Below are 18,488 nucleotides of genomic sequence, written 5' to 3' on the forward strand. Positions count from 1 at the left end.
ACACCTCCTATTATTTCATTTCTGACATTATCTATCGCTGTGGAATATTGAGGACCGATATTCATATATCCCTATAATCAGCGCCTGCGTATACAGGCGGCAGGCGCTGATTAGGATATTCAGGTCTTAGGCTTGATGATATCTGGCTTGGTGTTTTCAATAGGGCCGGTGGAACCAAGCTCAGCGCCCGTGACAGGGTTTATCGACGGGTCAGACTGGGTCCGTGCTTTCATCGCATCCAGCTGGGACTGCTGTGCTGCATCCAGGCTGACCGAGGCTTCACCCGTTCCGCCATCAACCGCAGGCTGAGGCTGGTCAACATACTCGAATGTCTTATCAGAATTCCAGCTACCACGGACAGTGCCACCTTCTGACATGTTGTAATAGACCTGAGAAAATTGTGGCAGCGGCGGTAATTTGCCCGGCGGGAAATTATCCTGGATCGCGTATAACGCTTTTTCAAAGGACTGCTGATGCGCGACTTCACGGGTCATAAGAAAACTGAGCGCGTCTTTAATCCCCGGATCGTCTGTTACATTGATTAAGCGTTCATACACGATTTTTGCGCGGGCTTCCGCCGCAATGTTTGAACGCAGATCCGCTGTAGGTTCGCCGATGGTGTCAATGTAAGCAGCACTCCACGGCACGCCGGCAGAGTTAACCAGTGCGGGACCGCCGCCATACAGCAGAGAGGTAATATGGCTATCATTCCCTCCACCGGTGAGAGAACGATAAAGGTCTGCCTCTTTTTCGGTCCCTTCAGCCAGCTCACCTTTTGCGCCTTTATTCAGCATACCGACAATAGTACCGATAATTTCCAGATGACTGAGCTCTTCGGTGGCAATGTCGAGTAAAAGATCCTTCCTGCCCGGATCGTCATCTCCAATCCCCTGCGTGAAGTAGCGGCAGGCTGCCGCCAGCTCTCCCTGAGGGCCGCCAAATTGCTCGAGTAATAAATTTGCCAGGCCGGGATTCGGCCCTGCGACACGAACCGTATATTGCAACTGCTTGATATGTTTAAACATGAAGTTTCCTCATTCAAATCGATGAAATATGGGTTGAGCAAATTAAGCCTAGAAAAGGAAAGGGAGATTAACCATAAATAAGGGAAGGATATGAGCATCTGATAACACGTTTAGGATTTTTCTGCATAGAGCAGTTAAAGAGGAAAACTGATCGCCTCAATAACCCTTTCTTTGAAGAGCTTCCCCTGGTGTTATCAGCCACAGAATGTTAATTACACGTATTAAAAGGTGGGAATTAATTTTCAGATCGACTGTTTCAGGATTTCAGCAATATGCCACACATCCAGATTCCCCTGCGCTGCAGCGACAGTCAACTCTTCATGGTCTGGAGAAAACCGAAGAGAAATCCCGTTACGGCGCAGGAACAAAACTGTTGATGCAAATGCCGTTCTTTTATTTGCGTCATTGAAACAATGTCCCCGCGCTATGGCCAGAAGGTATGCAGCAGCCAGAACGTATATATCATTCTCGCCTTCATAAATGTGGCGGTTTAAAATTCGGGTTGCCATACTGTCTATCCGGCCAGGATCGGCATAGCCTGCAAGACCTCCGTAAGCTGCAATCATACGTTCGTGAATACTGATGATGTCTTTACTGGAAAGAAAATAAATCATCGGTTTTTGAGTGCTTCAAGCGTTTGGCCATGTTCAGTAAACAACCAGTCAAAATCCGATTCCGCCTGTATTTTTTGCATTTTTTCATACTGCTCAGCATCAATGACAATGACAGGTTTTGCGGACCGGCGTGTGATCATGATAGGTTCACCGCCGGACACGCCATCAAGGACCGCTGCCAGTTCATTTCGGGCCGTTGTAAAATTTATCGCTTGCATCGTTATCACCTCAATGAAATGTACACCCCAGTTGTACAACTCAATGTACATTTAAAAATGGTATTTTTCAACGCCGCACTCATGACTATTCACACGCATGATTATGAATAAGTAAGGATCACTCACTATCTGAAATGAGCAGTCTGAACCTGCGCCTCCATCGCTATGATTCGATGCTTCACTCAGAATGCTGTTTCCAGTGAGTCTGTGACGCAATATTCATCATCTACCAATGGCAAATACCGCCATTTATCGAACGCGGTACAGGGATGTGAAATACCACAGCCCACCCAATCACCAGGCTTTAATGTATCCTCATCCGACAACAACAAATATGCATGTTGATCGTTCACCTCGCGGATACGCATGCCAGAAGCCGCACGAGGGGCGCTGCCATCAACATTGCGCACCCACAGCGGATTCGGCAGGTCCTGGTCAAAGGGCACATCACGGCGTCCAAAATCAACAAACGCCAGCCCTGGCTCGGGGCGAGATAACACCCGCCCCCAGATTTCCAGCGCTGCCTCAAAATGATACCGGGCATCAGGTTGGGAAAACGGGGCGATGCGGGCATATAACCCGTTATCGTGTGCCATATAGGCACCCGATCGGATCAGCGGTGTGATCGGTAGCGACAGCCGGGCTTCGTTAAAACAGGTACTGACCACATCAAACCAGGCACCGCCACCGGCGCTGAGAATAATGGTGTCGCTGCTGAACAGCTGCTTCTCGGCCAGCAGCGCAGCGGTGGCGATCAGCATCTGACAATAATCTTGCACCCTGGCGATACCGGTGGCGTCACGCTCCGCCCCCAGCGCACCTTCATAACCCGCTACGCCGACCAGTTGCAGGGCAGGGCAGGCAGCGATCGCGGTCGCGATCTCCAGCGCTTCGCGCTGGGTACGGCAGCCGGTACGTCCGCCACTGACGGACATCTCCAGCAGTACCGCAATGCGGCTGTCGCTGAGATGTTGCTCCAGCAAACGAACTCCTTGCATTGAATCGACGTAGCAAAGAAAGCCATGGTCGGGATGCTGCTTTTGCCATTCGCCTATCCAGTGAATACCGGCGGGGTCGACCAGCTGATTAGCGAGAAATACGTTGCGAATACCAAACTGGCGCAGCGCCCGTACCTGCGCCGGGGTGGCAGCGCTCAATCCCCAGGCACCGCCTTCAGTGACGGCACGACGCAGGATCGCCGGAGACATAGACGTCTTAGCGTGTGCCGCCAGCATCACGCCCTGTTCATGACAAAAATCTGCCAGCTGACGCAGATTATTTTCCAGCGCCGATTGCTTCATCAGCATCAGCGGGGAAAACACCATGTTGCTGGCAAATATCGGCGTGCCAGCCGGTAACGGCGCATCGCCGCGGCCTGCAACAGATTTAAAGCGTGGCGCGGGTTGGATCGCATCCAGCAGACCATCTGCCATCAGCGGAAAATGAATTGACATAGCGCCTCCAATTAATGCTCAAGCACACGTGACAAAAATTGCTGAGTGCGGGGATTCTGTGGATGAACAAAAATCTGCTCAGGCGATCCCTGTTCAGCAATTACACCCTGATCCATAAACACCACGCGGTCAGCGGTTTTGCGCGCAAAACCCATCTCGTGCGTGACCACGACCATCGTCATACCTTCACGCGCCAGGCTGCGCATCACCTCCATCACTTCGCCGACCAGTTCGGGATCGAGCGCCGAAGTTGCTTCATCAAAAAACATAATTTTAGGTTCAACCGCCAGCGACCTGGCAATGGCTACGCGCTGTTGTTGTCCACCTGACAGCTGCGCTGGATAATAGTGCGCGCGCTCAGCCAGACCGACGCGGGTCAGGGCTGCCATGCCGCGTTTATTCGCTTCGGCTTCAGACAGTTTCTGCGCTTTAATCAGCGCCAGTGTCACGTTACCGAGCGCGGTTTTGTGGGGAAACAGGTTGAACTGCTGGAACACCATCCCGACATGACCACAAATTTCCCGGTTGCGTTTATTGTCGTGCAGCGGCACATCGTTGACCCAGATTTCCCCCCCATCGGCTGTTTCCAGTCCGCTCATAATGCGCAGTACGGTACTTTTTCCTGAACCCGATGCGCCAATTAGCACCAGCACTTCGCCGGGCGAAACATCAAGGCTGATCTCTTTCAGTACCTGAGTGGTACCAAACGATTTAGTAATACGGCTCAGCGTAATGGCGGATTTGCTCATGATAACTGACTCCTGGTTTGATGATGTTGAACCCAACGGGAAAGCGGAAAACACACAACGAAGTACAGCACGGCCACCAGACCGTAGATCACCACCGGCTGGCCAATGCGATCGACAATGGCCTGCCCCTGATGCATTAGCTCAGACATGCCGATCATGCTGACGATCGACGTATCCTTAATCAGAGAAAGATACTGGCCCACCAGCGGCGGCAGCACAATGCCGCGTGTCTGTGGCAGGATCACGCTAAAAAAGGTCTGGTATTTAGACAGGCCGAGGATCCACGAGACTTCCGATTGTCCTTTCGGCACCGCTTCGAGCCCGGCACGAAACACTTCAGCGATATACGCGCCCTGATAAATGCTCAGACCCAGTATCCCGGCAGCAAACAGGTTGATTTCATAGCCGAAATACGCCACGCCGAAGTAGATAAACATCAGGGTGATCAATACCGGGGTTCCGCGGAAAAGCTCGGTATATAACACGGCAACTTGTTGTGCGACTGGCAAACGGCTGGTTCGCAGCACGGCGGTGAGCAGACCGAGTAGGGTACTGCCGATAATCGCCGCCACCGACAGAAGCAGGGTGACACCCAGCCCCTTCAGCAACAGCGGTAACGAGCTGGTGATCAGGTCGTTCATAGCGCGTTCTCCCGCTTCAGTGGGTTAGTCAGCCATTTTCTTGCCCACCAGGCGGGCTTTTTTACCCGGGTAACCAGCGGCGGATGAAACATCCGTCGTCCTGCCAGATTACCGAGCCAGGCAAACAGGTTGCTGAGCAGCAAATACACCACCGTCACCACGCTGAAAGTCTGGATATAGAGCAGGGTACGGGCGTTGATCACCGTTGCCGTGCCGGTCAGTTCGGGTAAGGCAATCGCCGACAGCAGCGAAGTACCCAGTAGCAACTGGATCAGATTATTGATAATGGCTGGCCACACCGCGCGTGCGGCCTGGGGTAACACTACGCTGAGAAACAACTGACGGCGCGGAATACCGAGGATCCACGCGGCTTCCAGCTGTCCTTTCGGCACGGACTGAATCCCGGCACGAAAGATCTCCGACAAATAAGCACCGACGTTAATGCCCAGTGCCAGCACGCCAGCAGTAAAGGCGCTCATGGTGACGCCGAGCGAGGGCAGACCGAAAAAGATAATGAAAATTTGCAGCAACACCGGCGTATTACGGATGAATTCGACATAGCAGTGACTCAGCCAGCGTAGCGGAGCTAACGCGGAAGCTTTCGCCAGTGCTGCCAGCAACCCGAGTGCGACGGCCAGCATGAAAGCGAGAAGAGTGACCTGTAGCGTGAGCCAGGCGGCGGTCAGGAAAGTCTCGCCATAACTCCACAGGGTTAGCCATTGATAACTCATGAATGGACTCCTTCCTGCGGCGTAGCAAAAGCTGCCACGCCGCAGGTGATCAGAATTGCGGGTTCAGTGGATAACGCGGTTTATCGCCAAACCATTTTTGATACAATCTGGCATTCTCACCGGAAGCGTTGATCTCAAACAGGAACTCATTCAGGTAGTTCAGCCACGCCTGGTCTCCTTGTTTCACGCCAAAAGCGTTGTACTCCAGCGGCACCAGCGCTTCGTTGGTGACGGCGAGCGTCGGATCAAGCTTGGCCTGATAAGCGAGGAAGTTGTTATCCTCGATCATCGCATCAGCCTGACCCTGTTTCACGGCAAGGATCGCTGCCTGAGAGGAATCGTATTCCTGAATTTTCACGTCGATACCCATGCTGCGCACTTCGTCACCATTGGTTGACCCTTTCACCGTCGCGATGGTTTTTCCGGCCATGTCATGCGCCGATTTGATACCGCTCTCTTTACGGACCAGCATCGCTTCGCTTGCCACCACATACGGATTGGTGAAGCCGATCTCTTTGGCGCGTTCCAGATTACGTGTGAAGTTACAGAACACCACGTCCACTTTGTTGGTTTGCAGGTTAGGGATGCGGTTGGCGCTGGTGGTGTTCACCATCTCCAGTTTCACACCCATCTCTTTCGCCAGCGCTTTCGCCAAATCGACGTCATAACCATCAGGATTGCCGTCTTTATCGTAAAAGCCGAAAGGAGCGAAACTCAGGCAATCACCCACGCGCAGCGTGCCACGTTGCAATACGGTTTGCAGCGTCGATTGAGGTGCCGCACCCGCCTCTTTTTTTTCTTCCGTGGGAGTACAACCGGCAACGGCCAGCATGACCAGCGTTCCGGCGATGATTTTTAACGAAATTGCATTCATTATTTTTCTCGCTTATTAAATGGAGACAACATGAAAAACATGAGTTATTAACGGACTGCCGTGGTGTTGGCGAATAAATAAAAATCTCAGGTAGTTATCAGATTAATAATATTATTTTCTATCGGCGCGAAAGCATTTCATATCCACTTCCACTTTGCAGTCGACGACTAAATCCTGCACGCTACAAATACGTGCCGGTGGATTTCCGGTAAATATATCGCTGAAAACTTTATTAAATGAACTGAAGTAACGTGCGTCAGTTAATACCGCTGTAACGTGAACCACATCCTCCACTGTATAACCCGCCTCACGCATAATGGACAGGCAGTTATCAAACGCCAACCGGGTCTGTTCGATGATGCCGCCTTCCACCACTTCGCCCTCGCGCATTGGTGTCTGACCCGAGATATATAGCCAGCCATCGGCCTCTACTGCTCGTGCGAACGGCAGTTTTTGCCCACCGGTACCGGTGCCGCCTTCAATACCATAACGTTTGATCGTCATGCAACACTGCTCCTTTTTGTTCTGAGAATGCCCATTTGTACGGCATGGTAGTAGTCTGGTATACCGGACTGTTATCTGCAATATCGGATTGCCCAAGATTTGCACAGGTTTTTTATTTTTGCAATATGTCGTGAGGAATTTAATTTTTGTGATGCCGTCGCGATCGCAAAATAAAAATGAAAGAAGCAAGTTTCCGAATGGAAATGTTATCCCTCTCGTAATTTAAAAAAATAATCTGCACGTTATGCGCAAAAATGAGGCCCCAAAATAGAACAAGGAAATATAAACTCAGCCAATAAAATTTTAATTAACGGGGATGGGTTAACGACGACTCTCGGTGTATGATGCTTTTCTTTTTTACTGTCTGGCGTGATCGCCTGACTGCATCAGGAGAATTTGCTTATGCCGGACGAGAAACTATCGCGTGCGCGCGGCGTTGACCGGGTTATCGACATTTTTCGCCAGTTGCATATCGCTCGTCAGCCCATGGCGATCCGAGATTTGATCGACGCCACCGGTGCGCCGCGTTCCAGCGTATATGAACTTGTCAGTCTGCTGAGTGAGGCTGGGCTGATTGAACTGGATGCCGACGGCGCGGTGTTCTTTGGTCGTGAAATGCACTACTACGGTGCAGATTACATGGCGCATAACGATCTCATCCGCCGTGCACATCAGTTAATGGTTGAGATAGTGGCCCGTCTTGGTGAGACGGTGCAGCTATGTATGTTGGAAGGGGATAAGTACACCGTAGTTCTGTCAGAAAGTAGTGCCCACCCCTTCAAAATCACTTCTGATATCGGAGTGCGGGTACCGATTACCTGGACGGCCACCGGCCGTCTGCTGCTCAGTAATTGGTCAGACACTGCCATTCTCGATCTCATCCCTGAAGAAGATTATCGCCTGGCAAACGGGCAGGTCCTCGACAAGCAGGCGTTCCTCGAAGATATCCATCGTGCCGGACAACTGGGATATTGCCTGACCGAAGGTTTGTCAGAGAGTTTTACCTGCTGTATGGCAGCACCGATTCGTTCGCGTAGCGGGCAGGCGATAGCCGCTATCTGCTTTATGGTGAGTCGCGATACGCCTGAGGAGCGCCGTCAGATGTTACTGAGAGAGTTGATCGTTTTCGGGCAAAAATTGTCTGATTTCACCTGAGTCCGACGCATTTTCTTAGTCAGGTGATAACTTTCAGTTCCGTGTCATGATACGTTTTTTATGAAATAGTCATTATCAGCCATGACCCTACCCTAAAATCCTGCTCCGTTGGCGTCAGATTTGGCACGTTAGCCCTTCATTGCAGCATAGCGTTTTCGGTATTCCCCTGGGGGAATACCATTATGTTTGCGAAACACCCGTGTAAAATAGACCGGATCGCTATAGCCCACTGACGCTGCCACCTTGCTCAGCGGCAATGCCGTGGTCTGCATCAGCCATTTTGCCCGATTAATGCGCTGCATCTCGCGCCAGGCGTAAATAGTCTGCCCCAGATTGTTTTTAAACAGGTGCGCCAGCCGCGAGGGCGACAGAAAAACCATCGCGGCCAGCCTTTCAATTCTCATCTCCTGGGCGATATGTTCGTTCAGGTAATCGCAGACTGCGTTGATACGTGGGTCATGGGCATGACGGTTACTGATCGGCTGCAACTGAAAGCAGTTTATAATTAGCCGCTCCAGTGCATTCATCGCCAGCGCTTCGGAGAAAGGTACTGAGTCGTTATAGTGGCGGATTACTTCGTAAAACAGATCGCGCAGCACCAGTTGTTGCTGCGGGTCGTTGACCGTCGTTTTGCCAATGCCATGAGTGGTGTGATCCCACTTCAGCCAGTCGACCCAATAGGGCCGCGGGATAAAGTAAATCCACAGATGATCCCAGAACTCACTATGCTCATCACGCCCGTAGTGGTGGGATACGCCGGGCGGGAACAACAGCAGTTCATTTTCGCGAAACAGCAGTGCCCCGTCCCCTGCTTTGGCCCGCGCCTGGCCGCGCAGGGTCAGGTTGATGATGTAGCCCTTCATCCCCTGAGGGCGGTTAATATAGTAGTCGAGCTTCGATCCACGGCTGATGGGGGTAAAACCGGCAACTACCCAGGCGTTAAAGGTGAAGGTTTTTATCAATGGCGAGAAGTTCAAAAGCTCATTGATATCCAGTTCCATATCTTCTCCGCCGGTAGTCATGTGCCGTTAACTTTCGATGATACTAAAGTCCCAGCCTTTGAGACGCAATGGCTCACCGCAGGCCACTGTTTTACCGCTCAGCAGTTCAGTGCCTGCCGTTTCCGCGATCGCTTCCTGATTATCAGCGCTGTAGTTAAACAGGAAGTGGATATACTTGCCGTCGCGGTTACGCATCGTTCTGGCGACCAGCGGATAACGATGGATGGAGGTGCGTGAACGTAAGCTCAGCCCATCGGTCAGCGTGTCAAAAAGCTGCTGAATCAGCGATTTATGTGGCAGGAAGCCAACATACAGCGCCCGTCCTTTACCGTAATCTGCCTCAGTGGCCGCCGCGTACTCTCCCCAGGCCGGATGCTGGTAGCGCAGCAGCGTGCGGGTGCCCGGCGCAGGGGTCAGCAGTTCCATCCACAGTTCGACATTATTATGTGCACGGCAGTCGATCGCTGGCGTACAGGCAGCAACAGTTACGTCCTCAGGTAGCGTGAACTGGCTATAGGTTACGCCGCAGGCCTGACACAGGATGCCCGGCTGGGCACTGCTGCGCACCTTCACGTTCTCGTCGCTAAAACCAGACTTAAAGCCAATCAGCGCTCGCCCTCCTTGCTCAATATAGTGGTTTATGCGCGCCAGCAGACCGTCATCAGCGGCGTAGAGACCAGGAACAATAAGCGTTTTATAGCGCGAGGTTTCATCAGTTACGTCATTAATGATATCCAGCGCGATATTATGATCATAGAGCGCGTCGTGGAAGCGACGGAAAATATCGTTGTAGACGTTGCCCTGAGCATTACCGGGACGAAACCGGTTAAGCGCATCCATCGCTTCGTTGCTGATCAACAGTGCGACATCATTCTCCGCGCGCAGCCCGGCAAGCTTAGGGGAGAGGCGGGCGAAATCGGCGCCGATAGTCGTCGCTTCTTGCCAGGTGGCGTTGCGCGAAAAGTCGTGGCTCAGCAATCCTTTCCAGTAGGTTTCAAAAGCGTTGTGAATGGAATGCCAGTGCCAGTAGGAAACCATCGCCGCGCCGGCGGCCACGTGGCTGAAGGCCTGCAGCCGCAACTGGCCGGGGAACGGCGTCCACTGGGCGAACCCCTGCGCCTGCGTTTCAAGAACGAAATAGTTATTTCCCCCCTTGAGTGCGCGGGTGATAGCACCGCCAAAGGCGATTTCCCGCCCGGTCAGGTGCTTCTGGCTGGGGTGATAGATATCAACCCCGGCGATATCCAGCGCCTTCGCGGCGGCAAAATGGTCAACCCGCGGCTGCACGCCAAACGAATAGCCGCGCCACTCAAAGTCAAAATTATGGGTCACGAACTGATGAGGGAGCGAGTACTCCCGCACGATCTCCGCCTGCCAGGCCAGATATTCCGTCACCTGCTGGCGCTGATAGCATGAGAAGGCGCAGGCGAGGCTGGCATTAATGGTGTTCTCAACGGGCGGGAAATCATCCCAGTTATCGATGCGGTTACTCCAGTAATCGAGGCCGAAGTCGTGATTTAGCGTGTCGAGGCTGGTGTATTTTTCGCGCAGACTGCGTACAAATCCCGTCTGCATATAATGTCCGATGTTGTCGTAGTGCTTTGTTTCGTTATCCAGTTGCCAGCCAACAATCGCCGGGTGGTGGTGCACGTGCGCCAGCAGGGTGCGGATAATCTTTTCCGCATAGCGGCGAAAATTAGGGTTAACGATATCCATAATCTGCCGTGGGCCATACTTCTGCTGCCCCCCGGCGGTGGTAACGAGAATATCAGGGTATTTAGCGACCAGCCAGGCTGGTACCGCATAGGTGGGAGTGCCGATGATCACCGCGATACCCGCTTCGTGCATCGCGTTAAGCACACGATCGATGTGGTAAAAATTATATTCACCTTCCTGCGGCTCCAGCGTGCTCCAGGTGGATTCGGCAATACGTACGACATTGATGTTCGTTTCGCGCATCAGTGCGATATCTTTCGCCAGTCGGTCCTCCGGCATATATTCGTCGTAATAAGCGACACCGTAATATAAATCAGACATAGAGTTTACCTCATGAAGTTAGTGTGCGGCTGCGGACTGCGGGGCGAAAAATCGCGCTTTATCCAGCGTGATAAAGGAGAGCAGAGTGAAGCACAGGGCTATGCTGCCAAGCACCACGTAGCTGCTGGTGAAACCCAGGCTCTGGTACATATGGCCAATGCCGGTAGAGAGGAAAATCGAGCTGAAGCTTTTGGCGAACTGAAAGCCAATCAGATAGACGGTGGCGGAAAGCATAGGGTTAAAGTTAGCGGCGATATATTTCAGCGCAGCAACCAGCAGCACTGAACTTTCAAAGCCGTGCAGCAGTTTAATCAGGCTGATGGAGACCGGGCCGATCGCCCAGGCAGAACCGATAATGCGCAGACTCATAATTATGCCACAGTACAGCAGGGCGTTTTTAGGGCCGATTTTATTGACGAACCAGGGCGCGAAGAACATCACTACCGCATCAAGGACAATTTGCCCGGTCGTCAGGTAACCAAAGACTTCCGCACCGCGCGCCTTGCTTTCAAAGAAGTGGCTGTAATAGATAGCGAACTGCTGGTCGTAAGTTTCATAGACCGCACCGACGCCAATCATGTAGGCAGCGAAGAACCAGAATTTCTTCATCTTTAGCAGAGCGGTGGCGTCATCAAAAGTCACGGGAGAGCCTTTGCTCTGCGGTTGTGCTCCTGCATGGGTGGTGTCGACCCGGGTTTTCCAGACGACAAACAGCAGGCAGACCCCGGCAGCGCTGGCCAGCCAGAAAATCATGTTCTGATCGACGCCGTAGAGCTTGCCGGCGGCAAACGTACCTATAGCAGCACCAATCCCGCCGAACATACGCGCCCGACCAAATTCAAATCCAGAGGCGCGGCTGACCTTATCAATATAGGCTTCGCAGATGCCACAGCCAGCGCCATAGGCCATGCCTATATAAACCCCTCCAGCCAGTGCGCCGAGAATCACGTTGTACTTCAGCAGTGGGGCGAAGACATAAATCCAGTAGGGAGCAAACAGTGTAATAATGATGGCCAGCATCCACATCAGGTGTTTGCGGTAGACCAGTTTGTCGGAGATAAAGCCAAAAAGTGGTTGCACACAAACCGCGATGATAGCGGTAAATGAGTAAACCAGACCGACATCGGTATAGCTGATGCCGATGGTTTCCGTCAGCCAAAGTGACAGATAGGGATAACAGCAGCCCCAACCGATGAAGAAGAACAGGAAGAACAGGCAGCTAATTGAATAATTTTTTTTCATGATACCCTCGTTTCCTCACACACGAATCTTGATGTAGAGACGCGAGCAACGTTACCGTTTTGCGCGACGGGGAGTCATAAACGTTTCGCTACCGACCAGTAATAACCTGCTACAGCGAGACGCGCGTGAGCGGCTTCACATTATGGGGGGACGAGAGATCCCAGTCACAGTATTCGGCGGAAGGGAGGTCAGGGGGTGTGAGCCTGTTTATTTTCCCGGGAAATAGACGTCGCTGACGTAACGGGAAGCGCTACGGGTAGAAGTAAAAACGAGGGCAGCGTTATAAAAGAGAAACGAACAATAACGCTGACCGCGAATATGCCTGATATTTTACAAGCCGGGTGCAATGAAGAGATAAATCATTTTGACTTTACTGCATGCATCTTACGCCTCGCCGATAACAGGTAACCAGCACCGGCACAAACAGCAAGAAACCAGGGAATAAATTCCACCAGCTTTGCATCACCGCCACCTGTGAGTAGCTGCAGGTTGTTGATCGCCATGATAATGGTAACCGACATGGTGATAAGTGCGCCCATTGGTGCCCACAGCACTTGCCACGCGCTGTGATTGTGTTTGCCAACACGCCGGAAAAACCGGATAACGGCAGCAGAGACCCCTACCTGAAGTATCAGGATCGACAAGGTCGCAATCGCGGAGCCGAAGGCGAAAATCTGGACTAACGGATCCATATTGGTGCCGCCCATTCCCATCAGCAGCAATAGTAGAATCACACTGTGGGCATGGCTGGCCTTGTGCGGCGTTCCGTTGGCCGGGTGAGTTTGGCACAGTTCTTTCCAGATCAGGCCATCACGGCTGATGCTGAAGATATAACGCGAAATGTTGTTATGAAATGCCAGTGCAGCAGCAAACAGACTGGTGATCAGCAGCACGGACATGGTTTCAACGGCCCACTGACCGACATATTCGCGGGTAATATCAAAAATGAAGTTTCCAGGGTCTTTACGGGCAATCTCCACAATCTGATCAAAACTATAGGCTTGCACCAGCGACCAACTGGTAAAGCCAAAGAAAACGGTAATTATCAGCAGTGCGCAGAGGGTGGCGCGCGGCACGGTTTTATGCGGATCGCAACACTCTTCGGCATAAATCGCCGTTGACTCAAAGCCGATAAATGAAGCGATACAAAAAATAAACGCAATACCGAGATTGCCGTGACTAAACACGGCCGGATCAAATGAACTGAAGTTCAGTGGCCCCGGCTTTTTTATCAGCAAACTGACGTCCGTCAACAGCACAATTGCCACTTCCGCGATCATCAGCACTCCCAACAGTTTCCCCCCGACTTCTACCCGTTTAATACCGAAAATCCAGGCAATAATGGTAAACAGCATACTGAGTGCCCACCAGGGAATATGTAGCGCAAGATGCTGTGCAAGGAACTCTTGGCTAAAGAAGCCGAGCATGGAAATTATGGCTATCTGAATAGAGAGGTAGGCAATCAAGGCCAGTACTGACGCGGAGGCCCCCCAGTTTTCTCCCAGGCCTTTTGATATATAGGTATAGAAAGCTCCGGCGTCATTTACATAGCGGCTCATCGCTATGTAGCCCACAGAAAAGAGCATCAGAATAATGCAGGCCATAATATAAACGGCCGGAACACCGCCGCCATTCCCCGTAAAAATTGCCACAGGCAACCCACCAATAACCCCTGTCAGGGGGGAGGCAGCGGCAACGACAAAGAAGACCAGAGAAAATAAACCCAGGGAGTTTTTTCTTAACCCATTAATGTTACTCATCGCCAGCGCCCTATTTGTAAGTGGATATAGGACAGCATCATTTCCCAGCGGCGCCAGCGTGGGATAGAACAAATCGGACAGTCATATAGTGCAACATATGCACTTTTTTAGTGCCACCTTCTGTTAACTTGAAAATAACCTAATGGTAACTAATGCGCTCGGCATGGGCGGCAAGAAGCATACGGCGCTGGAAATCAAGCGGGGTGGTACTGATCAGTTTTTTGAATTCGCGCAGGAAATGTGACTGATCACTGAAACCCAAATTCAGTGCCAGTTCGGAAAACGAGACGCTGGCACCCTGATGTAAGCTGTTCAGGGCAGACTGGCAGCGCATGATGCGGCCAAATGCCTTCGGAGACATACCGGTATCCTGGCGAAACTGTCTCTGGATGGTACGACAGGTATAGCCAGTTAATGCCTCCAGTTGCCCGACACGGAAATTGCCTTTCTGTTGCAGGATTGTGCGAATAATTGAAGCCGTCACCGTTGACGTTTTGCGTGCCAGTCGCGGCGTAAAATAGTTATTAAACAAGGTGATTTGCTGTGCAAATAACTCAGTGCGCAGGATTTGCTCGCAGGCCTGACGTGCGTCCGGAACCACGTCCAGAAAATTAAACTCGCGGTCGGTCAGATCTTCTGCCATCACATCGAGAAAATCCGGAATGACACCAGGGGCAAAGCGCACACCGAAATAGCGGTGGTTTGGGATTAACCTTGCGCTGCGCGCTTCAAGAGTGGTTCCGCATACCCGCGCCATGGGATGAATGGTATCGCAGTCAAAGACAATATCTACGCAACCATCCGGTACCGCGAGGGTCAGAGGGGCAGACGGAGATACCTCGAAACTGTAAAAATGGGAAATGGCCGAATTCTCAGCGTTCATCAGCGAATATTGTCTCGCTGCACTGAGCACAAACCACGGCTGTTCCGGATTGATAATGTTTGTACAGGACATAAGCCCCCCGCCATAACAAAGAACATTTCCTGTCTCTGCAATTCGGATGCCATATCCGGCGATCTCTTTTTCACAATGTCGCAAATATTCAATACAGCCGTTTTCCTATCCCGTAATTTTCATCGTGTCGCGAAACGATTAACAAAAATGTAACCCACCCATTAACGGAGTAACTGGCATGTCTGACGCCGCTAAAATTGATTTTATCTATCTTTCCGAGCAGGACATGATCCGTGCTGGTGTAACTGATATGACTGCCTGTGTTGACACGATGGAAAAGATGTTTGCTCTGCTATACCAGGGAGATTATCGCATGGCCGGAGCGAACAACGATTCACATGGGGCAATGGTGACTTTCCCGAACGACTCACCGTTTCCCAATATGCCTAAACCGACAGCTGATCGTCGCTTTATGGCGATGCCCGCCTATCTCGGCGGCGATTTCTGCACTGCAGGTATGAAATGGTATGGCTCTAATATCGCCAACCGGCAGAAGGGATTACCACGATCCATTCTGATGTTTACGCTAAACGATGCGGATACTGGGGCACCACTGGCGTATATGTCGGCAAATTTGTTGTCAGCCTACCGCACGGGGGCTGTACCCGGTGTCGGCGCCCGCCATTTAGCACGTCGCGATGCACAGGTGATCGGGTTGCTGGGGCCCGGCGTTATGGGGAAAACTACTGTGGCGGCGTTTATGGCTGTCTGCCCGCAGATAAACACCATCAAGGTGAAAGGCCGTGGTCAGAAGAATCTCGACAGCTTTATCGTTTGGGCCAGAAATACCTTTCCTCAGATCACCAACATCCAGGTCGTCGATAGCCTTGAACAGGTGGTGCGTGATTCGGATATCGTCACCTATTGCAGCTCCGGGGAAGTCGGCGATCCGGCAACTTATCCGTTGGTAAAACGCGAATGGGTCAAGCCTGGTGCTTTTCTCGCCATGCCGGCGCTGTGTAACCTTGACGAAGGCATGGAGCAACCCGATGTGCGTAAAGTGCTCGACAATACCGGGCTTTATCACGCCTGGTATGAAGAGGTCCCGAAACCTGCCCATCACACCATCCCCGTAATAGGCGTGCGGTTTATGGACATGTTGGCGGCCGGGAAATTGTCCGCTGACCAGTTGGAAGACATCGGCAAGATTGTTGCCGGAGATGCGCCGGGGCGCCAAAGCGATGACGAAATCATCATCATGTCAGTCGGCGGTATGCCGGTTGAGGATGTGGCCTGGGGTACTGTTGTCTATCGCAATGCGCTTGAAAAAGGGATCGGCCTCAAACTCAACCTGTGGAATGCGCCTGTACTCTTCTGAGTACCGGATAAGTCACGTATTCACCTCCAATAATCTGATCTTACAGGTACAAAATGACCCAAATTACTAAAGTAAAAACCGGCTCAAAATTTGAAGAACGGGGGAGTTATTCCCGCATTGTTGCTGTCGATAACTGGATTTTTGTCTCCAATACGGCCGGCCGGGATCCGCGTAGCAACGAAATTCCTGACGACGTGACTGAACAAACACTCCAGGTTTTTGCAAATATTGAGATGGCTCTGGCAGCGGTCGATGCCACGCTTTCCGATGTGGTTTTTTCCCGGGTATATATTCAGGATCCGAAGGATGTCGCTAGCGTGATGGAGATTATTGGTGCGAAGTTTCGTGGCATCAATCCGGCGACCACGGTGACCTGTCCACCGTTGGGATCGACCGTTTATAAAGTTGAGTTAGAAGTTACCGCCTGGCGCGGGGCTGGAAAAGCGGAAGTGGAAGAAATCACCGTCGGGTCTTAGTGCCGGGTTCTTTTACTGAATTTTTGCATATTAAACCACTTAAGAAGGTCGCTATGGCTCCGGCAATAACTCCTGTTCAGACTTCCGCCACTTTCCCTGCCGCAACGACTGTGGTGGTGATCGGGGGGGGCATCGTTGGCCTGACTGCTGCACTGGCGCTGGCTGAACGTAAAATCCCTGTAGTTTTATTGGAAAAAGGCGCTATTGCAGGAGAACAATCATCCCGTAATCTCGGATGGGTACGTAAGACCAGCCGTCTTGCCGAAGATATTCCGTTAGCGCTGGCATCGGATCGGCTCTGGGCGATGATGCCGCATCGGCTGGGAAGTGATGTGGGTTACTGCCAGGCGGGGATAATGTTTGTTGCCCGCACGCAAGTGCAGATGGCTTTGTATGAAGGTTGGCTCAAATCGGTTGCGCACCTGTCACTTGACTCGCGTTTGCTTAGTCGGCACGAAATTGCTGCAATGGTCCCTGGGGGCAGAGGGCAATGGGCAGGGGGGATCTATACGCCTTCCGACGGACGTGCCGAACCGACACTGGCTGCCAGCGCGATAGCAAAAGCTGCGATCGCCAGAGGAGCCTTTATTGTGGAAAATTGCGCAGTGCGCAGCCTGACACTTTCTGCCGGGAAAGTCAGTGGTGTGGTCACGGAACGAGGCGAAATTCGTTGCGATCAGGTGCTGCTCGCCGGCGGGCTCTGGTCGAGGCGTTTTTTGGGCAATCATGGCGTATCCTTGCCGACCTTACCATTAATCTGCTCGGTATTGCGCACTCGTCCGATGGCTGGCCCGACAGAAATAGCAGTTGGCGCACCGGATTTTTCTTTCCGAAAACATCAGGATGGCGGGTTCATTATTACCCAGCGCGGCGCGCTGGACGCTTCACTGGTACCGGACCATCTATTGCTCGGATTACGCTATTTGCCCCAGCTGCGTGCACAGCGCGACAATTTACGCATTTCGCTGGGTAAGAATTTTTTGCATGACCTGACGCTGGCACGTCATTGGGGGGCAAAAAGTATCACGCCGTTTGAGAAGGTGCGGATGATGGATCCCCCTGCCAACCGGGCACTTAATCAGGAAGCAATGGATAATTTAATGGCAGCCTGGCCCGCATTCGCCAAAGCGGAGATTGCCGATACATGGGCTGGAACGATTGATGTTACACCAGACTCCAACCCGGTTATCGGACCTGTAAACCGAATACCCGGTCTGACGGTTGCAACGGGTTTCTCCGGTCATGGTTTTGGTACTTCGCCAGCAGCCGGACAACTGGCGGCCGATCTTGTTTCCGGCTGTCAGCCAATTATTGATCCCGCTCCGTATCGATTTGAGCGTTTCTGAGACAGAAATGATTTATTGCCACTTGGTGCTTTGACCGAAAAGGGGATGTTAAGCCGCTCATCAGTTTACTTCCCTAATAATTTCTTCTGAATATAACTGGTTAAATATTCCCATATTTTTCTGACGCCGATAAAACCAATGATACCGCCGATACTCATCGTCATATTTTCAGAGGCTCCAAAGTATAAACTTATTGAAATCGCAGTTATAGTGAGAGCTCCACAAAGTAACGCTTCGCATATTATCTCCCGTCGAGAGCCTTTCAAATATATTGTCCTGAGCAGTGCCATTAACATTGACATCATTACACCGCTGGCAGGAGAATTCTGGCGAAAAAAAAGCGTTAAGAACAACATTATTAATGGATGGTCGGGTTTCAAAATAAAGC

General features: G+C 51.8%; 19 protein-coding genes. 4 read left to right on the forward strand and 15 right to left on the reverse strand.

Annotation, left to right across the window (positions count from 1 at the left end):
• Positions 1-119: 119 nt before the first annotated feature.
• From EVX52_RS23310 to EVX52_RS23350, 9 genes are all read right to left on the reverse strand, one after another.
• On the reverse strand, positions 120-1,025 hold the full coding sequence (locus EVX52_RS23310) for a manganese catalase family protein (RefSeq protein ID WP_129955425.1): 906 nt from the start codon (positions 1,023-1,025) through the stop codon (positions 120-122).
• Positions 1,026-1,267: 242 nt separating this feature from the next.
• The gene (locus EVX52_RS23315; protein WP_129955423.1) at positions 1,268-1,639 is read right to left on the reverse strand and encodes a type II toxin-antitoxin system death-on-curing family toxin; all 372 of its coding nucleotides are present in this window, start codon (positions 1,637-1,639) and stop codon (positions 1,268-1,270) included.
• Positions 1,636-1,857 (reverse strand): type II toxin-antitoxin system Phd/YefM family antitoxin, encoded by a 222-nt coding sequence (locus tag EVX52_RS23320; RefSeq protein WP_129955421.1) that lies wholly within the window; start codon positions 1,855-1,857, stop codon positions 1,636-1,638. Before EVX52_RS23320 ends, EVX52_RS23315 begins: the two co-directional genes overlap by 4 nt.
• Positions 1,858-2,039: 182 nt before the next feature.
• Positions 2,040-3,311, reverse strand: a complete 1,272-nt coding sequence (locus EVX52_RS23325; RefSeq protein ID WP_129992216.1) for an alanine racemase — start codon at positions 3,309-3,311, stop codon at positions 2,040-2,042.
• 11 nt (positions 3,312-3,322) lie between these two features.
• On the reverse strand, positions 3,323-4,060 hold the full coding sequence (locus tag EVX52_RS23330) for an amino acid ABC transporter ATP-binding protein (protein WP_129992217.1): 738 nt from the start codon (positions 4,058-4,060) through the stop codon (positions 3,323-3,325).
• Positions 4,057-4,701: an amino acid ABC transporter permease gene (locus tag EVX52_RS23335; RefSeq protein ID WP_129992218.1), complete on the reverse strand. Its 645-nt coding sequence runs from the start codon at positions 4,699-4,701 to the stop codon at positions 4,057-4,059. Before EVX52_RS23335 ends, EVX52_RS23330 begins: the two co-directional genes overlap by 4 nt.
• Positions 4,698-5,432: an amino acid ABC transporter permease gene (locus tag EVX52_RS23340; protein WP_129955411.1), complete on the reverse strand. Its 735-nt coding sequence runs from the start codon at positions 5,430-5,432 to the stop codon at positions 4,698-4,700. The genes EVX52_RS23335 and EVX52_RS23340 overlap by 4 nt, the downstream gene beginning before the upstream one ends.
• A 49-nt stretch (positions 5,433-5,481) precedes the next feature.
• Positions 5,482-6,306 (reverse strand): transporter substrate-binding domain-containing protein, encoded by an 825-nt coding sequence (locus EVX52_RS23345; RefSeq protein WP_129992219.1) that lies wholly within the window; start codon positions 6,304-6,306, stop codon positions 5,482-5,484.
• A 111-nt stretch (positions 6,307-6,417) separates the two neighbouring features.
• Complete coding sequence (locus EVX52_RS23350) at positions 6,418-6,810, reverse strand: RidA family protein (protein ID WP_129955407.1); 393 nt, start codon at positions 6,808-6,810, stop codon at positions 6,418-6,420.
• Between the two features lie 402 nt (positions 6,811-7,212).
• Between EVX52_RS23350 and EVX52_RS23355 the strand changes: the two genes are divergently transcribed.
• Positions 7,213-7,965, forward strand: a complete 753-nt coding sequence (locus EVX52_RS23355; RefSeq protein WP_129992220.1) for an IclR family transcriptional regulator — start codon at positions 7,213-7,215, stop codon at positions 7,963-7,965.
• A 128-nt stretch (positions 7,966-8,093) separates the two neighbouring features.
• Here the strand turns inward: EVX52_RS23355 and araC are convergent, their stop codons facing one another.
• From araC to EVX52_RS23380, 5 genes are all read right to left on the reverse strand, one after another.
• On the reverse strand, positions 8,094-8,966 hold the full coding sequence (gene araC / locus EVX52_RS23360; protein ID WP_129992221.1) for an arabinose operon transcriptional regulator AraC: 873 nt from the start codon (positions 8,964-8,966) through the stop codon (positions 8,094-8,096).
• Positions 8,967-8,993: 27 nt separating this feature from the next.
• Complete coding sequence (locus EVX52_RS23365; protein WP_129992222.1) at positions 8,994-11,003, reverse strand: beta-galactosidase; 2,010 nt, start codon at positions 11,001-11,003, stop codon at positions 8,994-8,996.
• Between the two features lie 18 nt (positions 11,004-11,021).
• A complete protein-coding gene (locus EVX52_RS23370) occupies positions 11,022-12,245 on the reverse strand; it encodes an oligosaccharide MFS transporter (RefSeq protein WP_129955399.1) in 1,224 nt (407 codons plus the stop codon).
• Between the two features lie 359 nt (positions 12,246-12,604).
• A complete protein-coding gene (locus EVX52_RS23375; RefSeq protein WP_129955475.1) occupies positions 12,605-14,005 on the reverse strand; it encodes an APC family permease in 1,401 nt (466 codons plus the stop codon).
• A 139-nt stretch (positions 14,006-14,144) separates the two neighbouring features.
• On the reverse strand, positions 14,145-14,960 hold the full coding sequence (locus tag EVX52_RS23380) for a helix-turn-helix domain-containing protein (RefSeq protein WP_129992223.1): 816 nt from the start codon (positions 14,958-14,960) through the stop codon (positions 14,145-14,147).
• A gap of 178 nt (positions 14,961-15,138) precedes the next feature.
• Here EVX52_RS23380 and EVX52_RS23385 point away from each other — a divergent pair, with 178 nt between their 5' ends.
• Genes EVX52_RS23385 through EVX52_RS23395 form a run of 3 tightly spaced genes read left to right on the forward strand, consistent with a single transcriptional unit; the run spans position 15,139 to position 18,100 of the window.
• Positions 15,139-16,278 (forward strand): tyramine oxidase subunit B, encoded by a 1,140-nt coding sequence (locus EVX52_RS23385; protein ID WP_129955395.1) that lies wholly within the window; start codon positions 15,139-15,141, stop codon positions 16,276-16,278.
• A 53-nt stretch (positions 16,279-16,331) separates the two neighbouring features.
• Positions 16,332-16,754, forward strand: coding sequence for a RidA family protein (locus EVX52_RS23390; protein WP_014333849.1), 423 nt, complete (start codon positions 16,332-16,334; stop codon positions 16,752-16,754).
• A gap of 53 nt (positions 16,755-16,807) precedes the next feature.
• Positions 16,808-18,100 carry an FAD-binding oxidoreductase gene (locus tag EVX52_RS23395; protein WP_129992224.1) on the forward strand — a complete coding sequence of 431 codons (1,293 nt, stop codon included), beginning with the start codon at positions 16,808-16,810 and terminating at the stop codon, positions 18,098-18,100.
• 65 nt (positions 18,101-18,165) lie between these two features.
• Here EVX52_RS23395 and EVX52_RS25790 read toward each other — a convergent pair whose 3' ends face one another.
• Complete coding sequence (locus EVX52_RS25790) at positions 18,166-18,456, reverse strand: phage holin, lambda family (RefSeq protein ID WP_370278368.1); 291 nt, start codon at positions 18,454-18,456, stop codon at positions 18,166-18,168.
• Between the last annotated feature and the right edge of the window lie 32 nt (positions 18,457-18,488).

The organism is Rahnella sp. CFA14(1/10), from assembly GCF_004195095.1.
Lineage (GTDB): Bacteria > Pseudomonadota > Gammaproteobacteria > Enterobacterales > Enterobacteriaceae > Rahnella > Rahnella perminowiae.

Bases quoted from the DNA above. Each gene is read 5' to 3' on its own strand.
- EVX52_RS23310 (WP_129955425.1), bottom strand. From the start codon at position 1,025: ATGTTTAAACATATCAAGCAGTTGCAATATACGGTTCGTGTCGCAGGG.
- EVX52_RS23315 (WP_129955423.1), bottom strand. From the start codon at position 1,639: ATGATTTATTTTCTTTCCAGTAAAGACATCATCAGTATTCACGAACGT.
- EVX52_RS23320 (WP_129955421.1), bottom strand. From the start codon at position 1,857: ATGCAAGCGATAAATTTTACAACGGCCCGAAATGAACTGGCAGCGGTC.
- EVX52_RS23325 (WP_129992216.1), bottom strand. From the start codon at position 3,311: ATGTCAATTCATTTTCCGCTGATGGCAGATGGTCTGCTGGATGCGATC.
- EVX52_RS23330 (WP_129992217.1), bottom strand. From the start codon at position 4,060: ATGAGCAAATCCGCCATTACGCTGAGCCGTATTACTAAATCGTTTGGT.
- EVX52_RS23335 (WP_129992218.1), bottom strand. From the start codon at position 4,701: ATGAACGACCTGATCACCAGCTCGTTACCGCTGTTGCTGAAGGGGCTG.
- EVX52_RS23340 (WP_129955411.1), bottom strand. From the start codon at position 5,432: ATGAGTTATCAATGGCTAACCCTGTGGAGTTATGGCGAGACTTTCCTG.
- EVX52_RS23345 (WP_129992219.1), bottom strand. From the start codon at position 6,306: ATGAATGCAATTTCGTTAAAAATCATCGCCGGAACGCTGGTCATGCTG.
- EVX52_RS23350 (WP_129955407.1), bottom strand. From the start codon at position 6,810: ATGACGATCAAACGTTATGGTATTGAAGGCGGCACCGGTACCGGTGGG.
- EVX52_RS23355 (WP_129992220.1), top strand. From the start codon at position 7,213: ATGCCGGACGAGAAACTATCGCGTGCGCGCGGCGTTGACCGGGTTATC.
- araC (WP_129992221.1), bottom strand. From the start codon at position 8,966: ATGGAACTGGATATCAATGAGCTTTTGAACTTCTCGCCATTGATAAAA.
- EVX52_RS23365 (WP_129992222.1), bottom strand. From the start codon at position 11,003: ATGTCTGATTTATATTACGGTGTCGCTTATTACGACGAATATATGCCG.
- EVX52_RS23370 (WP_129955399.1), bottom strand. From the start codon at position 12,245: ATGAAAAAAAATTATTCAATTAGCTGCCTGTTCTTCCTGTTCTTCTTC.
- EVX52_RS23375 (WP_129955475.1), bottom strand. From the start codon at position 14,005: ATGAGTAACATTAATGGGTTAAGAAAAAACTCCCTGGGTTTATTTTCT.
- EVX52_RS23380 (WP_129992223.1), bottom strand. From the start codon at position 14,960: ATGTCCTGTACAAACATTATCAATCCGGAACAGCCGTGGTTTGTGCTC.
- EVX52_RS23385 (WP_129955395.1), top strand. From the start codon at position 15,139: ATGTCTGACGCCGCTAAAATTGATTTTATCTATCTTTCCGAGCAGGAC.
- EVX52_RS23390 (WP_014333849.1), top strand. From the start codon at position 16,332: ATGACCCAAATTACTAAAGTAAAAACCGGCTCAAAATTTGAAGAACGG.
- EVX52_RS23395 (WP_129992224.1), top strand. From the start codon at position 16,808: ATGGCTCCGGCAATAACTCCTGTTCAGACTTCCGCCACTTTCCCTGCC.
- EVX52_RS25790 (WP_370278368.1), bottom strand. From the start codon at position 18,456: ATGTTGTTCTTAACGCTTTTTTTTCGCCAGAATTCTCCTGCCAGCGGT.